The following is a 16,926-nucleotide window of genomic DNA, read 5'->3' as shown; positions in this document are numbered from 1 at the left end:
GCTATTATTTCTTTTTTGCTAATGCTTTTGCCGATTCCACCATTTTCCACGCGCCACCTTGTGACTATGCTTCCCTCGGTATTTAGCGCGTAGGGCGCATTAAAATGCGCCAAACCCTGTTATTTTAACGTTTTAACATCAAAATGCGGTGTTCAGCACAGCGATCCGGCGCTCGTCGGCAGAAAGTCTGGTTGTCCGGAAAACAGAAATGATGATATTTGCACAGTGGTAGTGCTGCGAGGCAATCAAAGCCACGGGTTGCAAGTGCCGTATGGTGCAGGGAGCAAGAGAGAAAAATCCCCCGCACCATTGCGGCGCGGGGGATGTTGTGATTAGTAGCCGAAGCCGCTCAGGAAGGCTTTCGTGAAGCCCAGCGTGCCGGCTTTGCCATAGGTGTTACAGGTTGGCGAAGCGTAGCCCGGTGCGCAGTCTTTATCACGGTCGAAAGACCAGAAATGCACGCCGGCAAGGCCGTTTTGCTTGGCGTAACTGACTACGACGCTGATGTCTTCCAGACGGAAGGTTTCGTTCGGCGTATCGTTACCACCGATCATCGGCGTGATTTCGATTTTGCTCAGCGGAATGCCGTATTGCTGATTCAGGTTGATCGCTGCCTGAACTGCCGACGCGCCCATATCGCATTCGCCATTTTTGACGATGCAGTTACCACCGGAAGGGCTGCCGTAATCCATGGTCATCAGATTGATCGTGTAATTACTCAGTTGATATTTCTTGATGTACTTAATCACCAGTTCACCGTAGTAGTTCAGGCTGGGGCTGACATTCCCACCCAGCGTGGCGATGGTGAAACTGTAGCGCAGCTTAGGCCACTTCTTCTGCGCATTGGCCACGCGTTGCACCAGATTGCTGATATCGGCTTCGGTCTGACCCGCTTCAATATCAAAATCGATACCGATCAGATTGGCGGAGCTGTAGCGATTAATGAAGGCGTCGAAACCTGCATCGCTGGCACAAGTGAATGAGCCTGCTGCACCGCCGGTCGCCAGAATGTATTTCTTGTTCTTGCTGACCAGCGCAGGAATGTTGGCAGACGCAATCGTTGCACCGGCAACGCCGCCCCAGTTTTCAGCGCCGCATTCGCCGGTGGCAAAAGCCAGCGTGACAGTCGATAAATTTGCAGGCATCGCATCTGCCAGCGTTTGTGAGGAACCGGTTACCGTGGTCATCGCCATATTGGTATTCCAGTTCATATTGATGCTGATGTCTTTGTAAGGACTGAAGATAAAGCCCGGTGCAACACCGGTTGTGCCTGTACCGCCGGTTCCGCCCGTGGAACCGCCAGTAGAACCGCCCGTCGATCCGCCGGTAGAGCCGCCAGTGGAACCTCCTGTCGATCCACCCGTGGAGCCTCCGCCTGATCCGCCGGTCGAACCGCCAGTCGAACCACCTGTTGAACCACCGGATCCGCCGCAGACGCCCTGATCTGTCCATGGCTGACCGGAACCGGCAGGGCCGCTGAATTGTTGCGGATCATTCGCCTGTGTCCACCAGTTGGCTTTGTAGTTATGTCCGTTTTCGCTGGCGAAACTGCCACCGGCGTAAGCCACACTGCTGCTCCATGCAGCTGCGCAACTATTGCTGTTACCGCCGGTACTGCCACCTGTACTGCCGCCACCGTTTCCACCGGTTCCGCCCGTGTTGCCACCGGAACCGCCCGTACCTCCGCTACCACCGCCGGTATCGCCGCCACCACCTGCAGTGCCGCACGCGCCCTGATCTGTCCACGGCTGTCCGGTGCCGGTTGCACCATTGTTCTTCAAGGGTTCATTTCCCTGCGTCCACCAGTTAGCGACATAGTTGCGACCATTTTCGCTGACCAGTTTGCCGCCGGTGTATGCCGTTTTTGCATCCCACGCTGCCGCGCAGCTGGCGACTGCTGCAGCCGTCGCTGATAACTTGCCGGAAGGTACCAGCTTACCTGACGTGTTCTGAACAACAGACTGGCCGTTCAGTACGACCGGCAATGCAGTGCCGGATAATGCTTGCGCAGATTTCGGCGCAGAGTCCGTGCCGCCGCAGGCAGTTAACAATAAGCCCACGGTCAGCGGGGCCAGTAAATGCAGATGGTGTTTCATGATATTCCTTTCTGTAGAGAAACGGATACCAATGTAATACCATCAAATTGAGCCTATTTTTTAAACTGGCTATTGAATATTAAAAATCGATCAAAAATACCAATAAAGATCGAATATGTTAAGAAAAAAGCAAACATTGCTTACAAGTAGATTACATTTTTCTCATGGAAGTGTCAGATAGCATGGCTTTAAGTGGTATTGCCTTATTCGGGATTCCACGGAATCCGCCACAGCTTGCCACCAAAAGCAATACACTGAAACTGGACTACGATGTTTCTTTTGCTATGCAAAAAAAGAAACAATAAGTTTATTGAGAAATGCGCTGTGCCATAACATCTTGTTGCAAAAAATATTGTTGTCAGCGGCGTGGCAGAAATGCCGCACCGCAGGCTTGGCTTTCCAGTAAAACAGCGTCAAATGTCTATGGTGATGGGCTGATCACGCGGGCGCTGCGTCGCGAATCTGCGCGGAATACAGAGTAATCCGCCATTTTGTGAGGAAAAAACAGGGCAGGCGGTCTTCGTTATTTTCTGTTTGCCGCCTGAACCATGTTCTGAAAACGACCTGCTTGCGCTTACAGCTTGGCGCTGCGCATTTTCAGTCGCAGCCACTTTTCTATACCTTCCAGTGTGGCATTACCATCTTCACCACCCAGCTGATTCGCGTAAACCGTGGTAACCAGCTTGCCATTGCGATCAAGCAGAGCAAACGAAGGAAAAGATTTCACACCAATCTGATTGAACAATAACTGGTCAGCACCTGCAGCTACCGGCCATTGCAGCGCATATTGCTGCAGATATTGTTTCGCTTCTTCGGCTTTATCCGGGGTGATGGCAAGGACATGAATATCCTTATTACGCAGCATGATCTGATTCAGCACCGGCACTTCACGGATGCAGGGCGCACAGTGTTCGGAATAAAAGTTGATCAGCACATATTTACCCTGAAACTGCTGTTCGGACAGCGCTTTGCCGGATAAATCTGTCAACTGCTTCAGCGGAAATTTGTCACCAGACGCAAGGCTCAGGTTCGGTAATTGCAGGTATTCGTATTCGGCTGCCTGCGTCAGCGGGGAAATCGCTGTATTCAGCAGCATCAGACTGACCAGTCCAAAACGTTTTAAGCCAGAAACGAATCGCATGTACCGTACTCCCCGATCACATATAAAATTTCCAGCGTGAAATTGTATTTTTAAATAGAACGACTTGCAATGCAATTTGCATGCTGACAATGTTGAGCATGACCAGCTGCCTGCAGGCTGGCGATGAATGTGTGAATTTTTCTTCACAGCGCGGAATGAACATCACCGAAGTATGTAAAGACTGGCAAGGCGACGGCATTGTTTGCTCGGCAAGGGGCGGCGCATGATGGCATCACGTTGCAGCGAACACTGCAGCCCGTCAGACAAATTACTTAACGGAGATGATCATGTGGAGTGGCTTAAAAAAAATCACAGCAGCGATTCGTAACAGCCTCGGCTGGGGCGCAAGAAAAGGTTTGCAGGGCGCAAGCAATGCCAGCCATCTGGCGGTGAAGGGTGTGCGTCAGCTGAATACCCGCATGATCATGGTGGTGGCCGGTGTCAGTCTGAGCGTGTATGGCGTCTACACGCATACGCCGGTACACAGCGTTGCACGTGGCGAAGCGGTGTTACGCAGTAATCAGTGGACTGGCAGTATTGATGTGATTCGTGAAGGCAGTTTTATCAGCGTGCCGGGCTTTCATCAGATTCAGCAAGTATCGCTGCGTGATCAGTTATACCGTCCGGACAACAGCGGTAATGCGCAGGGCGGTGCGCCGTATCAGTCGGTAGAAGGTTTGTCGCTGGGCGTGGAACTGGCAGTGCGCTATGCGCTGGATAACGGCAAGCTGCCACAGTTTTCCGGTATGGATCAGCATCAGATCGACAGTCAGATCGTGGAACCTGTGGTGCAGGCTGTGATTTATAAGGCTTTTTCCCGTTACACTGTGAAAGAAATCTTCTCCAGCAAACGGGCGGAAATTCAGCAAATGATTGAAACAGAACTGCGCCCGCGTCTGGCTGCAGACGGTATCACGCTGCGCAATGTAATGCTGGGTAAAGTCGATTTACCTGCCGACTACAAAAAAGGCATGGAACGTCTGCTGGCAGAAGAACTGGCTTCAGAGAAAATGCGCTACACGCTGGAACTAAAGGAGAAAGAAGTGCAGCAAACCGCGCTGGAATCTGAAGCCCAGAAAATCCGCCGTGAGAAAGAAGCTGAGGCGGCCGCAAAAGAACAAATCATTGCCGCCAGAGCGCAGGAAGAAGCGATGAAGCATGTGCTGCCATTCAAGCAAAAGCAAATTGAACAGCGTCAGTTTGAAGCGGAAGCCGAGAAAGTGGCACGGATTAAATCTTCTGAAGGTGCGGCACAGGCAAGGGTGATTGAAGCTGTCGGTGAAGCGGACTCGCGCCGCAAGCTGGCCGATGCTGAGGCCTACCGTCAGGATCTGATTGGTAAAGTCACCAGCACGCAAATGGAAAGAGAAGGGCAGTTACTGAGCAAACATCCGTTGCTGATTCAGAAAACCATGGCAGATAAACTGTCGGACAAAGTCTCGGTCATCATTGCGCCGCCACCAGCTGACGGTGGTTTCATCGGTGCCAGCTTGTTGGGACAGAAAGCAAACAGCAATCCGGCGATGAACCGTGTCAGTGATACGCAGCAGCCGGGTAATCTGAATACACAAAATCAGGAGAATTGATCATGTTGTTCAGTTTTGTTGCTGCCAGCAGCTTTGCTTTAGTGATTCAGGATGCCGCTGCCTTAAGAGCTGCTCCCCGTGACAGCGCCTTACAGCAAACGGCCTTGTATCAGGGAGATATGGTGGAAATTCGCGGCAGCAAGCTGGATTATCTGCAAGTGTATGACTACCGCCGCGAACGCGGCGGTTATATCCGCGCCCAGCAACTGCGTCCGCTGGAGCTGAATCCGGCGCAGGCTGCCGATAACCGTATGGTGTGGCGTTATCTGCGCGATGTGCCGGGTGCAGAAAGTCTGGGAATCGCCTACACCGCGGCTTATCTAAAAGCAGCAGCGCCTGCCGACATCGACGCAGAAGCATTTGATGCGCTGGGCAGTTTTGCAGACCGGCTGGCGAAGCGGGCGAACAATAAACCTGCCGGAAAAAGTGCGGAGCTGGCGCTGGCAGGTCACTTAGAATCCGCTGCGTATTACGGCGTGCAAATCAAACGGTATGAGCGTGATGGTAAAGCCTGGTTTTGCTATGACGGCGAAGCTTACCGTCGTGTACTGGCGATGCGCGCTACGGCAGAGCAGCAAGCGAAAGCAGCGCTGGCGCTGACCCGCAGCGATTGCATCAATCCTGCGGTGCTGGAAACTGACAGGCAAGCGCACGATGTATGGCGTGCCGAGGTGCTGGATAAAGTTGATCAGAAAGAATTGCCGGATTTGCTGAAGCAGCGTCTGCGCTTGCGTAAAGCCGGTATCTGGTCAGCGATTGCGTTTCAGCAGGCACGTAAAGGTCAGCCATATCAGGTGGCGGGAAGCCGTGCTTTGCAGGAATTTACCGGATTAAAAGCGTCTGAACTCAGCGATGAAGATCAGCCACTGTATAACGAAGCAGCGTTGCGTGTTGCGGCAAGCCGCTGGGCCAGCCTGCCGGAAAAATTACCGCAAACTGCCGCTGCATCCGGTTTGCATCTGACCGCACAAGCCGGTGCGCCGGGTGAAACCTGCCTGACGCTGAGCGACGGTGCGGCGCCTGCCAAAGCCGGACAAAACAATACACTGGCGCGTCGCTGCACCTACGGTATGGCATGGATGGCATCGCAGCGCGTGCATCCGCAAAATCAGGCGCTGGTGCTGGCAGTGCAAACGCTGGAAGGCTGGCGCGAATTGTGGCTGTGGCACAAAGTAGACCAGCAATGGGTGGTGGATGTGATTCCACCGGCAAACAGCGATCCTGATCTGGCCTACGTGGATTTTGCCGGCTGGATACCCGGTAGTAACGATAAGTTTTTACTGGCACGCGAAGCCCGAACCGATGGCCGCTATCAGCGCAGCTATGAAGTCTTCAACCGCCAGAACCTGCAAACCGAAACCAGCAGCGAACGCCTGCGCAACGTGGCGCTGTTCAGCAAATGGCAGGATGCGCAATGGCAGGGGGCCAGTCTGATGCAGCGCTGAAAAGCGCTTATTTAGGTCAATTAAAGGCATGACGGGTGAGCAACGATTCTCGCTCCCCCATAAGCGACTTAAACAAAAGAGTCTGATTGAACGTAGAAATCATGATTAGTTCAGATTTCTCATCATGAATGATTTGATTCTATTCAGATTCAAATCAGTCAAATCCCGGCATTGACCTCGCGTTTAGATTTTTATAGCATCAGCTGTGATATATAATAACGTGGTCCAATTAAATTTCCCATAGGAAATAAATGTCATATTTAATTTTGATGTTGATCTTAATGTGGAAATTCTCTGCTCGGAAGAATGGGTGAAGAGAAATATGCTACTTTAATTTGTAAAAAATTATAGTTGACACTAATTGCTAAACTATTTCAGCGGGAAAATTTTTCATGATTTCATCACATTCAAGAATCAGCAAAATTCAGAATCTGCTTGCTTCGGAAATTGACGGCAAGGTGATTTTAATGAACATTAAATCCGGAAAATATTTTGCCTTTGATGATGTCAGTAGCGACATCTGGAGTCGCATCGATAGTTATCCACTTTTCATGGATCTTTGCAGTTCACTTGTCAGAGACTATGAAGCAGATCCGGCTGTAATAGAAACAGATGTTGGCAACCTGCTCAACATCCTTAAAGAAAATCATCTGTTATCCATTACCGGCGAAGAATAATCGATCACATACTCCACCATGTAAGGACAATACGAAATATGCCTGATTACTCACTGTGCGGTTGGCATTTAAGATCAGATCGATCACTCCCTCTGGTAGCTCCTCTCTGCAACAGTTCCGCAATACCTGACATCGATCTGAAACACGGTCCGATTCCTCAGATTGATCTGCCGGTTATTTTCTCAAGCCCTTTTATAACCATTTATGCGGATAACCTGGCACTGATCAACGTCGGAGAGACGGTGTCTATTCTGGTGTCGGATGGGCGAAAGATCATCGTAGACGCTCCGGCAGCCACGCCTCAGGCAGAAGTCATGACCTTTTTACTTGGTCCGGCATTGGGTATGATTTGTCATCAGCGACAGATATTGCCTCTGCACGCCGCTTCAATCAGAATTGGAAATACTGCTGTCGCTCTGGTCGGCCAGTCCGGAGCAGGAAAATCAACTTGTGCGACGGCACTTATCAGCAGAGGACATCAACTACTGTGTGATGATATCTCAGTCATTAATTCAGACAATGCCACGGTTCGCCCCGCTTTTCCTGCTATTAAGCTTTGGCAGGACGCGGCGAAAGCACTTGAGATTCGAACGGATGAACTCTGTAATGTTCGCACCGGTTTACAAAAGTTCCATTACCCTGTGACATCTGTGTCCGAAAGTGTACCAACAGAACTGAGGGCAATCATTATCCTCGAACCAAGAACCCATATTGCATCAGCAAGGTTGACACAGTTGAGCAAGATTAATGCCCTTGCGCAGCTACGGAGGCATATTTACCGGGCCCGGCTATCCCAATTAACCGGGGCAGAACAGGCCTGCTTCAAACAACTGGGGCAACTGGTCAGCAAAGTGCCAACTATGCTATTAACTCGTCCCGACAATCTCTTGCAGCTGGATCAAACCATTAACCTCATTGAAGAAACCTTCTCGGCATGAGTACTTTTATCTGGCTGGCCTCCTATCCCAAGTCAGGCAATACCTGGATCAGAGCTTTCCTCAGTAGCGTAAGGCAAAATGGCAGCTCTGTTGATATCAACCAGCTGGATGTTGTCATACAACCTTCCGCCCGAATGTTTTTGGATGATCAGCTAGGAATTGCGACCGTTGATCTTACTCAAGAGGAAATCTTGCTAGCGCGCCCGGCAGCGCTATCAGCTTGCAGTTTATATGCTGATGACGTGGTGATGCATAAGGTTCATGATGCCTGGATACGTAACTCAGTTGAGCAAGCGCTCTTTCCACCGGAGCTTACCCGCGCCAGTGTCTACATTGTCCGCGATCCGCGGGACGTCGCCATTTCATTTGCCCATCATTTAGGCAAACCGATTGATTACGCGATAGACCAAATGGCTTCAAATGACGCGTCTTTGGGGGTAAATATTGGCCGATTTACCTACAACACTTGCCAGCCACTGCGCACGTGGAGCCAGCATGTAGAGAGCTGGCTGGACCAAGCCAGCCCGGTTCCTTTGCTGGTCCGGTATGAGGATATGCAGGCAGACCCGGTAGAGCAAGGCACTTTGATAGCGCGCCACGTAGGTTTCGACTGCCCCGCATCAGTGTATGAACGCGCGGTTCAAAACACCAGTTTCCACGAACTAAGTAAGCAGGAAAACCAGAATGGTTTTCTGGAAGCGCTGTCCCCGGGGCGGCGTTTCTTTCGCGCAGGTAAAGTGGGGGGCTGGAAAAATGTACTCTCTTCGGAACAAATTACTCGTATTGAGCAAGTGCACGGACCGGTAATGCAGCGGCTGGGATATCTTTAAAAGAATAATAAAGGCAAGCAATGAGTGCTATTTGCGGTATTGTGCAATTTGATAAAGCGTTAATTGCAAAACAACGCTGTTTAACCGTTCAGGCAGCACTGGAGCCATATGGCCGGCATGGACAGGGGTTATGGGACGGTCAGCACATTGTGTTGGGCAGTCGGTTAACAAAATTACTACCGGAAGACCAGTACGATCAGCAACCATTGCAGGGTGGAAATGGCCGGTTTGTCCTGATTGCCGATGTGCGCCTGGATAATCGGGAGGAACTTGGCCGTAAACTGGGTATTCCTTTAGCCCGCTTACGAATGATGGCTGACGCAGATGTACTATTGGCTGCCTATGAACTTTGGGAGCAACAGCTGCTGGAGCATCTGGTGGGCGATTTTGCCTTTGCAGTGTGGGACAAGCAGCAGAAAACTTTGTTCCTTGCCCGCGACCAGATGGGCAGACGCCCGCTCTTTTACCATAAGGGCGACGGCTGGTTTGGTTTTGCCAGCATGCCCGCGGGACTGTTAGCCTTACCTGAAGTGCCAATGGCACCTGATGAAGAACGAATAAGGGACTTATTACTACTTCTGCCAGATTCAAGCTCTGATCACAGTTATTTTGCAGGTATTTACCGATTGCATCCCGGTCATTACGCGATTCTCGAGGCAGATGGAAGTTTTTATTCTAAACGCTATTGGGCGCCGCCAACAGAAGAACGCATTTTTTTCAAAAACGACGATGACTACGTTGAAGCTTTTCTGGAAAAACTAGAAGAGGCTGTTCGCTGCCGTTTACGTTCTGCCGGGGGGATAGCCAGTCAACTTAGTGCAGGCTTTGATAGTGCCACGGTCACCAGTATTGCAGCCAATTTACTGGGAAAAGACGGGCAGAAGTTACATGCTTATACATCGGTGCCCAACCCGGAAGGGCTCTCTTCATCATTTCAGAATCGCATCGTAGATGAAAGTCCTTTGGCAGCGCAGGTGGCGGCACTGTTTCCTAACATTCAGCATCATCTGATAAGAACCGACGATCAGAGCATTGTCAGCATGATGGAGTGTATGTTTAAACACTATAATCGCCCGGCAAAAAATGTTATTAACTTGCTGTGGGATATGTCTATCGCGCAACAATCCTCGGCTATGGGGGCGACAACTCTTTTAACGGGGGAGTTAGGAAATCTCACGATCAGCTATCATGGCCCGCTGGTACTTAATACGCTGTTGCGTGAAGGACGGCTGATTGAGTTAACAAAGCAACTGTCGATGCAGCTACGTAATGGTACTCCGCATAGCCGTCTCTCTGTTCTGTACCATATGCTGATGCCGTCGCTTCCCGATAGCTGGCAGTCCGCTCTGGAACAGACGGTTGACCGGATGAAAAAAAGGAAATCACCGGGCATGAATATTCATCCGGACATCGCCACAAGTCGCGCTTTTCAGCAATATTGCTGGCAATCAGGGCGCAGGTTTAACGGAACTAAAGTTTGGTATGAGAGCAGGGTATGGCGCCAAAAACTGCTTACCAAACGTGACTTCGGTGAATTTGTTAAGGGGACCTTGGCCATCTCTGGTATTGACCGGCGTGACCCAACGGTAGATATTCGCCTGATTCGCTATTGTCAGGCGATTCCGGTTGAGCAATTCAATAAAAACGGCATTAATCGATGGCTGCTTCGCCGAACCTTAACCCGCTACTGGCCGCAACAGGTAATTGTGTCGAGAATAAAGGGGCTGCAAGGGGCGGACTGGTTATACAAAATCACCAAAGAGCAGCATGAGTTATTCAGAGAGTTTATATTGCTCCCAGAGCAGCCAATGGCTAGTCGCCTTTTCGACCTGGCTTCAGTACAAAAAATGCCCGACACTCAACTAACTCATTACCAGCAGGCAAACAATCTACTGAGCTTAGTTGCTATAGCACATTTTTTAAGGCTTGCATCAGAGTAACAAAAAATAAAAAAATAATAATTTTTCTATGGAGATTTTTAAAAAGAAAAGCCCGTTAATTTACGGGCTTTTCTTTTTGGAAGCTATTTTTTACCTTAACTGGAGAAAGTACCACCATCATTAGCACCGTCTGGTCCTGCCATTGTTAAATCCTGAACATGATGTATCTCGACAGTGGGCGTAGACCATTTCTTGAGAGTTGAAACAGTTTCTGTTTTTGCTTCAGCAAGAGACTGCGATAAATCCAGTGTCATAATTCCTCCTATCCTCAAAATTAAATTAATACTACTGCATTCTGTTCGAACCGGAATCTCAAGTCAATAACAAAAATTTTAATGCAGAAACTTGCAAGAGATTTGTGAAAAAACCACTGATTTTAGTGGTTGATATCTCAAAAAACAAAAAAATACCATATGATAATTAAAGGCACCTGTAAATGCCTGCAGCAGCATAGCGATACCGTTTATTCACAACTACCAACACCCCCGGCAATACCCTTCAAAAATCTGAGCATATTATCGCTGTAGCAATTAGATGGACATTGCGGACGGTGGCTTTTTTTTTAAGAGAGGTAATATGGATCCATATGTAGGTGAAATTACCCTGTTCGCGTTTAACAGGGTTCCTCAGGGTTGGCTGCCTTGTAATGGCCAGCTCCTGCCTATTGCGCAATATACTGCGCTCTACTCATTACTGGCAACAACCTATGGCGGTGACGGCAAAACAACCTTTGCCTTGCCCGATCTGCGTGGCAGGGTTACGGTCGGCATGGGCTCAGCCCAGGTTTCTCCTTCCTACACCATGGGACTAGCTGCAGGTGAAGAAAGCGTAACACTGACCACCAGCACTATCCCAGCTCATACCCATCCTGTAGAAATGGTCAACGGCGCACCAACCAGCAATAACCCACTGGGTAAAATGCTTTGCCAGTCAAAAACGAATATTTACGCACCGGGCACATCAGGTATTCAGCCGCTTCATTCAGGCAGCATGAGTATTGCAGGCGCCTCCCAGGGGCACGAAAACCGACAACCATCTACGGCACTGCAGTTCTGTATTGCCACCGTCGGTTTATATCCACAACGGCCTTGAACCAGCGCCGGTAAACAGATCACCATCAACAGAAAGGAAGCAATATGGAGGCTTACCTGGGTCAAATCCGTATATTTGCCGGGGACTTTGCGCCGAGTGGCTGGTCGCTATGCGATGGTTCCACGCTGAATATCAGTGGAAATGAAGCGCTGTTCGCACTTATCGGCACCACCTATGGTGGCAATGGCAGTACAAACTTTAAATTGCCAGACCTGCGTGGTCGGCTCCCGTTACATTTTGGTAAGGGGCCAAGCACATCAACCCCAACTACCTACACAATTGGGCAAACAGTGGGTGTTGAATCGGTGACAATTACCGAAGCTAACCTGCCAGCGCATACGCACACAGTCAATGCGACCCAAACTACTGCCAACCAGACTAGTCCTATGGGCAATCCCTTGCTGGGAACTACGGCCAGTGCGTTTTATGAGTTAAGTACATCTTCAGGGTTTGCGACAGTTGCTTTCAACAATGCGGCCTTACAGCCAGCCCCCGGGGGAGGTACAAGCCACGACAATAATATGCCTGCACTTGTGCTGAATTACATTATTTGTACCGTAGGCCTGTATCCCGATCTGCAGTAAATCAGACACTTACGAACATAAGACAAGAGGATAATATGGATGACGCATATATCGGTGAAATCCGCATCGTACCCTGGGGCTGGGCGCCAGTCGGATGGCTAATATGTAATGGCCAATCATTGCAGGTCATGCAGTATCAGGCTTTGTTTGCCGTTATCTCCAATAGGTTTGGCGGAGATGGCAGAACTACTTTCAGTGTCCCCGATCTGCGTGCCAAAGCAGCCGTCTGCCAAGGTCCGGGTATGGGTCTGACTAACCGGGTACTGGCTCAAAGCTACGGAACCCCAACAGTGACTCTGAACATTAACCAGGTACCTCCGCATAACCATACCTTGATGGCGGGACAAAATTCAGCCACACCGGGTGCCTACATTTCAACCCCGGCCAACAACACCTACATTGGTCATGGTACGGTGCAAGGTGACCAGAGCTATACTACACAGGTGACTCCCCTGGTTCCTATGAGTTCTACGGCAGTATCATCCGTAGGAGCAGGTGGCGCACATGAAAACCGGCAGCCATTTCTGGTAATGAACTACATTATCTGTTACGACGGAGAATTCCCAGTCAGGCCATAAGCTCATGGCTTGAAAAATACCGGGTCATAAATGCGGATAACTGAACCACTACGGGAATAGGGAATATCCTGTTCCGGATAACAATCGTGGGAAAGGTTCGCATTTATGCACCGGTGCGTGACATCAGAGGACGGCGTATAACAAGCAGGGCCAGGTGACTGTTTTCTATCCTGAACCTCAGCTTGAATTTCTAATCCTCTGCCTGCAGTAAATTCAGCAATTGTCCAGGTTCGTCAACATAGATAAAGAGAAATTTCGGCGCAGGTCGGGAGAGCATCAGACACTGCAATACCGGAGTCGTATCAGGTTTGAGTTCGATCACAATATTTGGTGTATCTGCCGGTGTGATGTTGATGGTGTCCAAAACAGAAATTTTTTGCTGTAACAGCCACAGACGCTTGTCCTCTCGCATGATGAAGGCGTGTTGTATAGCATTGCGTGGAATGCTGGCTTTAAAGCGATCGCCGATTCGCAGAAGCAATGCGTCGCCGGTGAGTACATGCTTGGTGGCTCGTACCGCATAGCGGTCAGCCAGCAATGTCAGCAGAGTGTAGGCAGCAATCGCAAACAGAATCGTTTCAAGTCGCGCTCTGAGGTGTAGGTCTTCAATAACCAGCGATAAGATCAGTCCGTGCAGTGGCAACTCCACAAACAAGCCAAGCAGTATGATGATGACGATAGTCTGATATTGCCCTTTTTTCAGATAGCCGAAGTGGTGACCTGCGGGCGCTTGCCAGGGATAGGGCTTGCGTCGCAGCCAGCACAGCAAACTTCTTAGTAACCGCCATTGCATTGTCAATAGTGCAGGTAGAACGGGCGGTGCCCATCCCAGCAATGCTAACAAGCGATAGTGTCGGCGCCAATTGTGTTGCTGTCGCCGAATAACCGGAAGGTCGGCCTTGTACTTCATTCCCAGCAAAATGATGGCGATCGTCGCTGCCAGCGGCATTGCCAGTGCCGGAAAGTGCAATAAACGGCTGAGCTTGGCAACGAATAAACCGCCCGCCAGTGCCAGAAAACTAATCGCATACCAACTGAGTTTTTGTATCCAGACGGGCACTGTTGTTCTCCGAAGTCGGGGAAGTATCTGTGTCATACAGTAAAGTCATTTTATCAGTATTTGCATTCTGACATCTGCAGGTCTTATGCAGGTCTCCGCATGATCAATTTCCTGTCAGCCAGACTTTCTGCCGACGACAGCCGGATCGCTGTGCTGAACCCCGCATTCCGGCTGTTTTCGGGCTAAAAACAGACTTTCGGATGTTCTCTGGTAGCAGATGTGGTTGCACATGCGGAATCGCTTTGCTTTTGTACTAAGCTGTTACCGATGCCGGCGGCGCGTGCTGATCAGCAGAACTGTCCTGAATGTGCTTTTAAGCGGAGTGAAACCATGCATCAGCCAGCAGGTTTTCAGACCGTGGTGCCGTATCTCTTTGTGGATGGCGCAGCGGCGTTTTTGCAGTTTTTATCGGAAGGTCTCGGCGCGCGTGAAATGTTGCGCCATGCCGAGGGCGAGCGCATCGCGCACGCACAGGTGCTGATCGGTGATGCGGTTATGATGGTCAGCGATACCGCGCCGGATTTTCCGGCAATGCCGTCATCGTTTTATGTGTACACCCCGAATGCTGATCAGGCGGTGGCAAAGGCAATCGCCGCAGGCGCGGTGCTGATCAGTGCGGTGGAAGATAAACCGTATCATGACCGGCAGGGCGGTGTGCGAGACCGCTGGGGCAATATCTGGTGGATCTCGCAGCGGCTGACTGCTGAATTGTACTAACCCCCCCCTCTAAACTCTGCAGTATTCCCCCGCGCCGGAATGGGCTGCGGGGATTCAATACATGCCTTACACAGAGGCAATGCAGTCTCTTCTATGAAATTATCATAAAAATATTTATTCATAGAAATGTTGATTTTCATTAACATGTAATATTGCATATTTATAATATATTTACATGGCAATAACACGGTGCGTTGATGGCTTTCCGGTTGATGTTTTCTTACCGGAGGCGTTCTCTATCGCCTGCCGGCGGAGATCAGCGACAGTCATACGGGCCCCGCTGATAAAGATTCCGTACCGGAGCTGCCAGCGGTCCGGCGGAAACCGCGCTTGATAATTTCTACGGAGGAGAAGTGCATGAATTTTTCCCAGATGCCGGTACGGCAGAGTTTGCTTTTGGTGACAGGGTTGCTGATGGCTTGTTTGCTGGTGTGCGGTTTCACCGGCCTGCACAGCCTGACGGCAATGCAGACGAGTTTGCAATCTGTGTATGAGGACAGGCTGATTGCAATGGCGCAGCTGGATCAGGTGATCCGTTCCGAAGAACGTGTGCAGGCAATGCTGGCCCGAATCAGCCAGAGAGGTGCAGATGACTCAGCCAGTGAGATTGTGGCAATCGGACAGTTGCAGCAACACGCAGACCGCTACTGGCAGGACTACATGGCGACATATCTGACTGAGGATGAACAAAAACTGGCGCGGGAGTTTGCGCGGTTACGTCAGCAATATCAGCAGAGCGCGGTAAGTCCGCTGTTACAGCCGCAGCGAGGCGACAGCGAGCGCGCGGCGTGGCTGGTATCAGCCATCCGTCAGTTTGAAACGATGCGGCTGCAGCTGGATAAGCTGATTCAGCTGCAGCAGGATGTGGCGCAGCAGGAATATCTGCTGGCGCAGAAAGCCGTGGCACGGCAAAAGATACTGATGATTGCCGGTGTTCTGTTCGCATTCCTGATTTGCGTAGTTGCTTTGCGCTGGCTGAACAAAACCGTGGTGCAGGCGCTGCAGCATGCTGTCAGTGTTGCGCAGCAAGTCGCACGTGGCGATCTGACACATCCGGCCGGTGTGCACGCGAGGAATGAAACCGGACAATTGCTGACGTCGCTGGATCAGATGAATTGCGGGCTGGGTGATCTGGTCTGGCAGGTGCGCGATGGTGCTGCACATATTGCACGCGCCAGCAATGAACTGGTCAGCGGACACGAAGATCTGGCACGCCGCACGGAGATACAGGCGGCGGGTTTAGAAGAAACGGCCTCGGCAATCGAGCAACTGACAGCCGCCGTCACGAATAATGCAGCGCATACCCAGGAGGCAGACAGGCAGGCTCAGGCTGCCTGCACGGATGCCGGTCACGGCGAACAAGTGATTGCACGTCTGGCTACCACCATGTCCGGCATTAAGCGCGGATCTGAGCAAATGGCAGAGATTATTAATGTGATTAACAGTATCGCGTTTCAGACCAATATTCTTGCGCTGAATGCAGCAGTGGAAGCGGCGCGTGCCGGTGAACAGGGGCGCGGGTTTGCGGTGGTGGCATCGGAAGTGCGCAGTCTGGCGCAGCGTTGTGCCAGTGCTGCGCTGGATATACGCAGGCTGATTGAATCGTCGGTTGCGCAAGTCCGTACCGGTGATCAGTGTGCGCGTGATGCCGGTGAGGTGATGCAAAACATACGTGCTACGGTGCAAAGCGTTTCCACGTTGCTCAGAGAAATTTCTACTGCCAGCCTTGAACAAAGCGAAGGCATCGTTCTGATTAGCCAGACAGTCGGGCAAATGGAACAGTCAACCCAGCAGAATGCGGCGCTGGTCGAGCAAGTGAATGCCGTGACCTGCCAGTTGCAGGGGCAGGCAGATGCACTGAATTTGCTGGTCAGCCAGTTCCGTTTGCGCGAACAAGTCCGGCGCTCTGCCGCACTGATGCTGGGATCTGCCGGAACAACCAGGGATAGCGCAGCTGTTACTGAGTCCCGCCTTACTGCGTGAATGGCGGAATGGTGAGGTCGCTAATTCGCGAAGTTGCTGTAACTATGATGCAGATATCCGCATGTGCAATTTCCCGTCCCCCAGACTTTCTGCCGACGACCGCCGGGGTGCTGTGCTGAACTCCGCATTTCGGGCATTTTTGGCGGTTTTCCGGCTCACCCCGGGCTGACTCTGGGCAGATTCTGATGAGTCTGCGCCTTGCGTGTTTTGGTCCGCACCAATCCGTCAGCCAGCATTTCCTTCGTCCGGCCACGCTGGT

15 protein-coding genes are annotated in these 16,926 nt (G+C 50.9%); 11 read left to right on the top strand and 4 right to left on the bottom strand.

Translation table 11 applies throughout. The annotated features are described in order from the left end of the window. Positions 1-332: 332 nt before the first annotated feature. Together IE092_RS18775 and IE092_RS06205 are read right to left on the bottom strand one after the other, a co-directional pair. On the bottom strand, positions 333-2,096 hold the full coding sequence (locus IE092_RS18775) for a carbohydrate-binding protein (protein ID WP_229793062.1): 1,764 nt from the start codon (positions 2,094-2,096) through the stop codon (positions 333-335). 574 nt (positions 2,097-2,670) lie between these two features. Continuing rightward, complete coding sequence (locus IE092_RS06205; RefSeq protein ID WP_189356161.1) at positions 2,671-3,237, bottom strand: TlpA family protein disulfide reductase; 567 nt, start codon at positions 3,235-3,237, stop codon at positions 2,671-2,673. A gap of 287 nt (positions 3,238-3,524) precedes the next feature. On the opposite strand from IE092_RS06205, the gene IE092_RS06200 reads away from it, so the two are divergent. The 6 genes from IE092_RS06200 (at position 3,525) to IE092_RS06175 (ending at position 10,653) form a co-directional block, all read left to right on the top strand. Next, positions 3,525-4,823, top strand: a complete 1,299-nt coding sequence (locus tag IE092_RS06200; RefSeq protein ID WP_189356160.1) for an SPFH domain-containing protein — start codon at positions 3,525-3,527, stop codon at positions 4,821-4,823. Between the two features lie 2 nt (positions 4,824-4,825). Beyond that, positions 4,826-6,268: a hypothetical protein gene (locus tag IE092_RS06195; RefSeq protein WP_189356159.1), complete on the top strand. Its 1,443-nt coding sequence runs from the start codon at positions 4,826-4,828 to the stop codon at positions 6,266-6,268. 392 nt (positions 6,269-6,660) lie between these two features. Beyond that, positions 6,661-6,945, top strand: a complete 285-nt coding sequence (locus tag IE092_RS06190) for a PqqD family protein (protein ID WP_189356158.1) — start codon at positions 6,661-6,663, stop codon at positions 6,943-6,945. Positions 6,946-6,983: 38 nt separating this feature from the next. Beyond that, positions 6,984-7,883 (top strand): phosphoenolpyruvate carboxykinase (ATP), encoded by a 900-nt coding sequence (locus tag IE092_RS06185; protein WP_189356157.1) that lies wholly within the window; start codon positions 6,984-6,986, stop codon positions 7,881-7,883. Next, on the top strand, positions 7,880-8,713 hold the full coding sequence (locus IE092_RS06180) for a sulfotransferase domain-containing protein (RefSeq protein WP_189356156.1): 834 nt from the start codon (positions 7,880-7,882) through the stop codon (positions 8,711-8,713). Before IE092_RS06185 ends, IE092_RS06180 begins: the two co-directional genes overlap by 4 nt. 20 nt (positions 8,714-8,733) lie before the next feature. Continuing rightward, complete coding sequence (locus IE092_RS06175; RefSeq protein WP_189356155.1) at positions 8,734-10,653, top strand: asparagine synthetase B family protein; 1,920 nt, start codon at positions 8,734-8,736, stop codon at positions 10,651-10,653. A 95-nt stretch (positions 10,654-10,748) separates the two neighbouring features. On the opposite strand, the gene IE092_RS06170 is transcribed toward IE092_RS06175, so the two are convergent. Further along, positions 10,749-10,907, bottom strand: coding sequence for a hypothetical protein (locus IE092_RS06170; protein WP_189356154.1), 159 nt, complete (start codon positions 10,905-10,907; stop codon positions 10,749-10,751). 322 nt (positions 10,908-11,229) lie between these two features. Between IE092_RS06170 and IE092_RS06165 the strand changes: the two genes are divergently transcribed. From IE092_RS06165 to IE092_RS06155, 3 genes are read left to right on the top strand one after another with little or no spacing between them, the layout of a single operon-like run. Then, positions 11,230-11,745 (top strand): phage tail protein, encoded by a 516-nt coding sequence (locus IE092_RS06165; protein ID WP_189356153.1) that lies wholly within the window; start codon positions 11,230-11,232, stop codon positions 11,743-11,745. Positions 11,746-11,789: 44 nt separating this feature from the next. Next, on the top strand, positions 11,790-12,329 hold the full coding sequence (locus IE092_RS06160; protein WP_189356152.1) for a phage tail protein: 540 nt from the start codon (positions 11,790-11,792) through the stop codon (positions 12,327-12,329). 35 nt (positions 12,330-12,364) lie between these two features. After that, positions 12,365-12,907 carry a phage tail protein gene (locus IE092_RS06155; protein WP_189356151.1) on the top strand — a complete coding sequence of 181 codons (543 nt, stop codon included), beginning with the start codon at positions 12,365-12,367 and terminating at the stop codon, positions 12,905-12,907. Positions 12,908-13,097: 190 nt separating this feature from the next. On the opposite strand, the gene IE092_RS06150 is transcribed toward IE092_RS06155, so the two are convergent. Next, positions 13,098-13,967, bottom strand: coding sequence for a hypothetical protein (locus IE092_RS06150; RefSeq protein WP_189356150.1), 870 nt, complete (start codon positions 13,965-13,967; stop codon positions 13,098-13,100). A gap of 330 nt (positions 13,968-14,297) precedes the next feature. Here IE092_RS06150 and IE092_RS06145 point away from each other — a divergent pair, with 330 nt between their 5' ends. Both IE092_RS06145 and IE092_RS06140 read left to right on the top strand, forming a co-directional pair. After that, entirely contained in the window at positions 14,298-14,684 is a 387-nt protein-coding gene (locus IE092_RS06145) for a VOC family protein (RefSeq protein ID WP_189356149.1), read from the top strand. A 357-nt stretch (positions 14,685-15,041) separates the two neighbouring features. Then, positions 15,042-16,667 carry a methyl-accepting chemotaxis protein gene (locus IE092_RS06140; protein WP_189356148.1) on the top strand — a complete coding sequence of 542 codons (1,626 nt, stop codon included), beginning with the start codon at positions 15,042-15,044 and terminating at the stop codon, positions 16,665-16,667. Positions 16,668-16,926: the final 259 nt, after the last annotated feature.

The organism is Cognatundibacterium squillarum, assembly GCF_014652435.1.
Lineage (GTDB): Bacteria > Pseudomonadota > Gammaproteobacteria > Burkholderiales > Burkholderiaceae_D > Undibacterium > Undibacterium squillarum.
This window is presented reverse-complemented; position numbering and strand designations above follow the sequence as displayed.

What these genes read in the sequence shown, in the direction of transcription:
- IE092_RS06170 (WP_189356154.1), bottom strand. Translation starts at nt 10,907, where the DNA reads ATGACACTGGATTTATCGCAGTCTCTTGCTGAAGCAAAAACAGAAACT.
- IE092_RS06205 (WP_189356161.1), bottom strand. Translation starts at nt 3,237, where the DNA reads ATGCGATTCGTTTCTGGCTTAAAACGTTTTGGACTGGTCAGTCTGATG.
- IE092_RS06140 (WP_189356148.1), top strand. Translation starts at nt 15,042, where the DNA reads ATGAATTTTTCCCAGATGCCGGTACGGCAGAGTTTGCTTTTGGTGACA.
- IE092_RS06155 (WP_189356151.1), top strand. Translation starts at nt 12,365, where the DNA reads ATGGATGACGCATATATCGGTGAAATCCGCATCGTACCCTGGGGCTGG.
- IE092_RS06160 (WP_189356152.1), top strand. Translation starts at nt 11,790, where the DNA reads ATGGAGGCTTACCTGGGTCAAATCCGTATATTTGCCGGGGACTTTGCG.
- IE092_RS06145 (WP_189356149.1), top strand. Translation starts at nt 14,298, where the DNA reads ATGCATCAGCCAGCAGGTTTTCAGACCGTGGTGCCGTATCTCTTTGTG.
- IE092_RS06195 (WP_189356159.1), top strand. Translation starts at nt 4,826, where the DNA reads ATGTTGTTCAGTTTTGTTGCTGCCAGCAGCTTTGCTTTAGTGATTCAG.
- IE092_RS06175 (WP_189356155.1), top strand. Translation starts at nt 8,734, where the DNA reads ATGAGTGCTATTTGCGGTATTGTGCAATTTGATAAAGCGTTAATTGCA.
- IE092_RS06200 (WP_189356160.1), top strand. Translation starts at nt 3,525, where the DNA reads ATGTGGAGTGGCTTAAAAAAAATCACAGCAGCGATTCGTAACAGCCTC.
- IE092_RS06165 (WP_189356153.1), top strand. Translation starts at nt 11,230, where the DNA reads ATGGATCCATATGTAGGTGAAATTACCCTGTTCGCGTTTAACAGGGTT.
- IE092_RS06185 (WP_189356157.1), top strand. Translation starts at nt 6,984, where the DNA reads ATGCCTGATTACTCACTGTGCGGTTGGCATTTAAGATCAGATCGATCA.
- IE092_RS06180 (WP_189356156.1), top strand. Translation starts at nt 7,880, where the DNA reads ATGAGTACTTTTATCTGGCTGGCCTCCTATCCCAAGTCAGGCAATACC.
- IE092_RS18775 (WP_229793062.1), bottom strand. Translation starts at nt 2,096, where the DNA reads ATGAAACACCATCTGCATTTACTGGCCCCGCTGACCGTGGGCTTATTG.
- IE092_RS06190 (WP_189356158.1), top strand. Translation starts at nt 6,661, where the DNA reads ATGATTTCATCACATTCAAGAATCAGCAAAATTCAGAATCTGCTTGCT.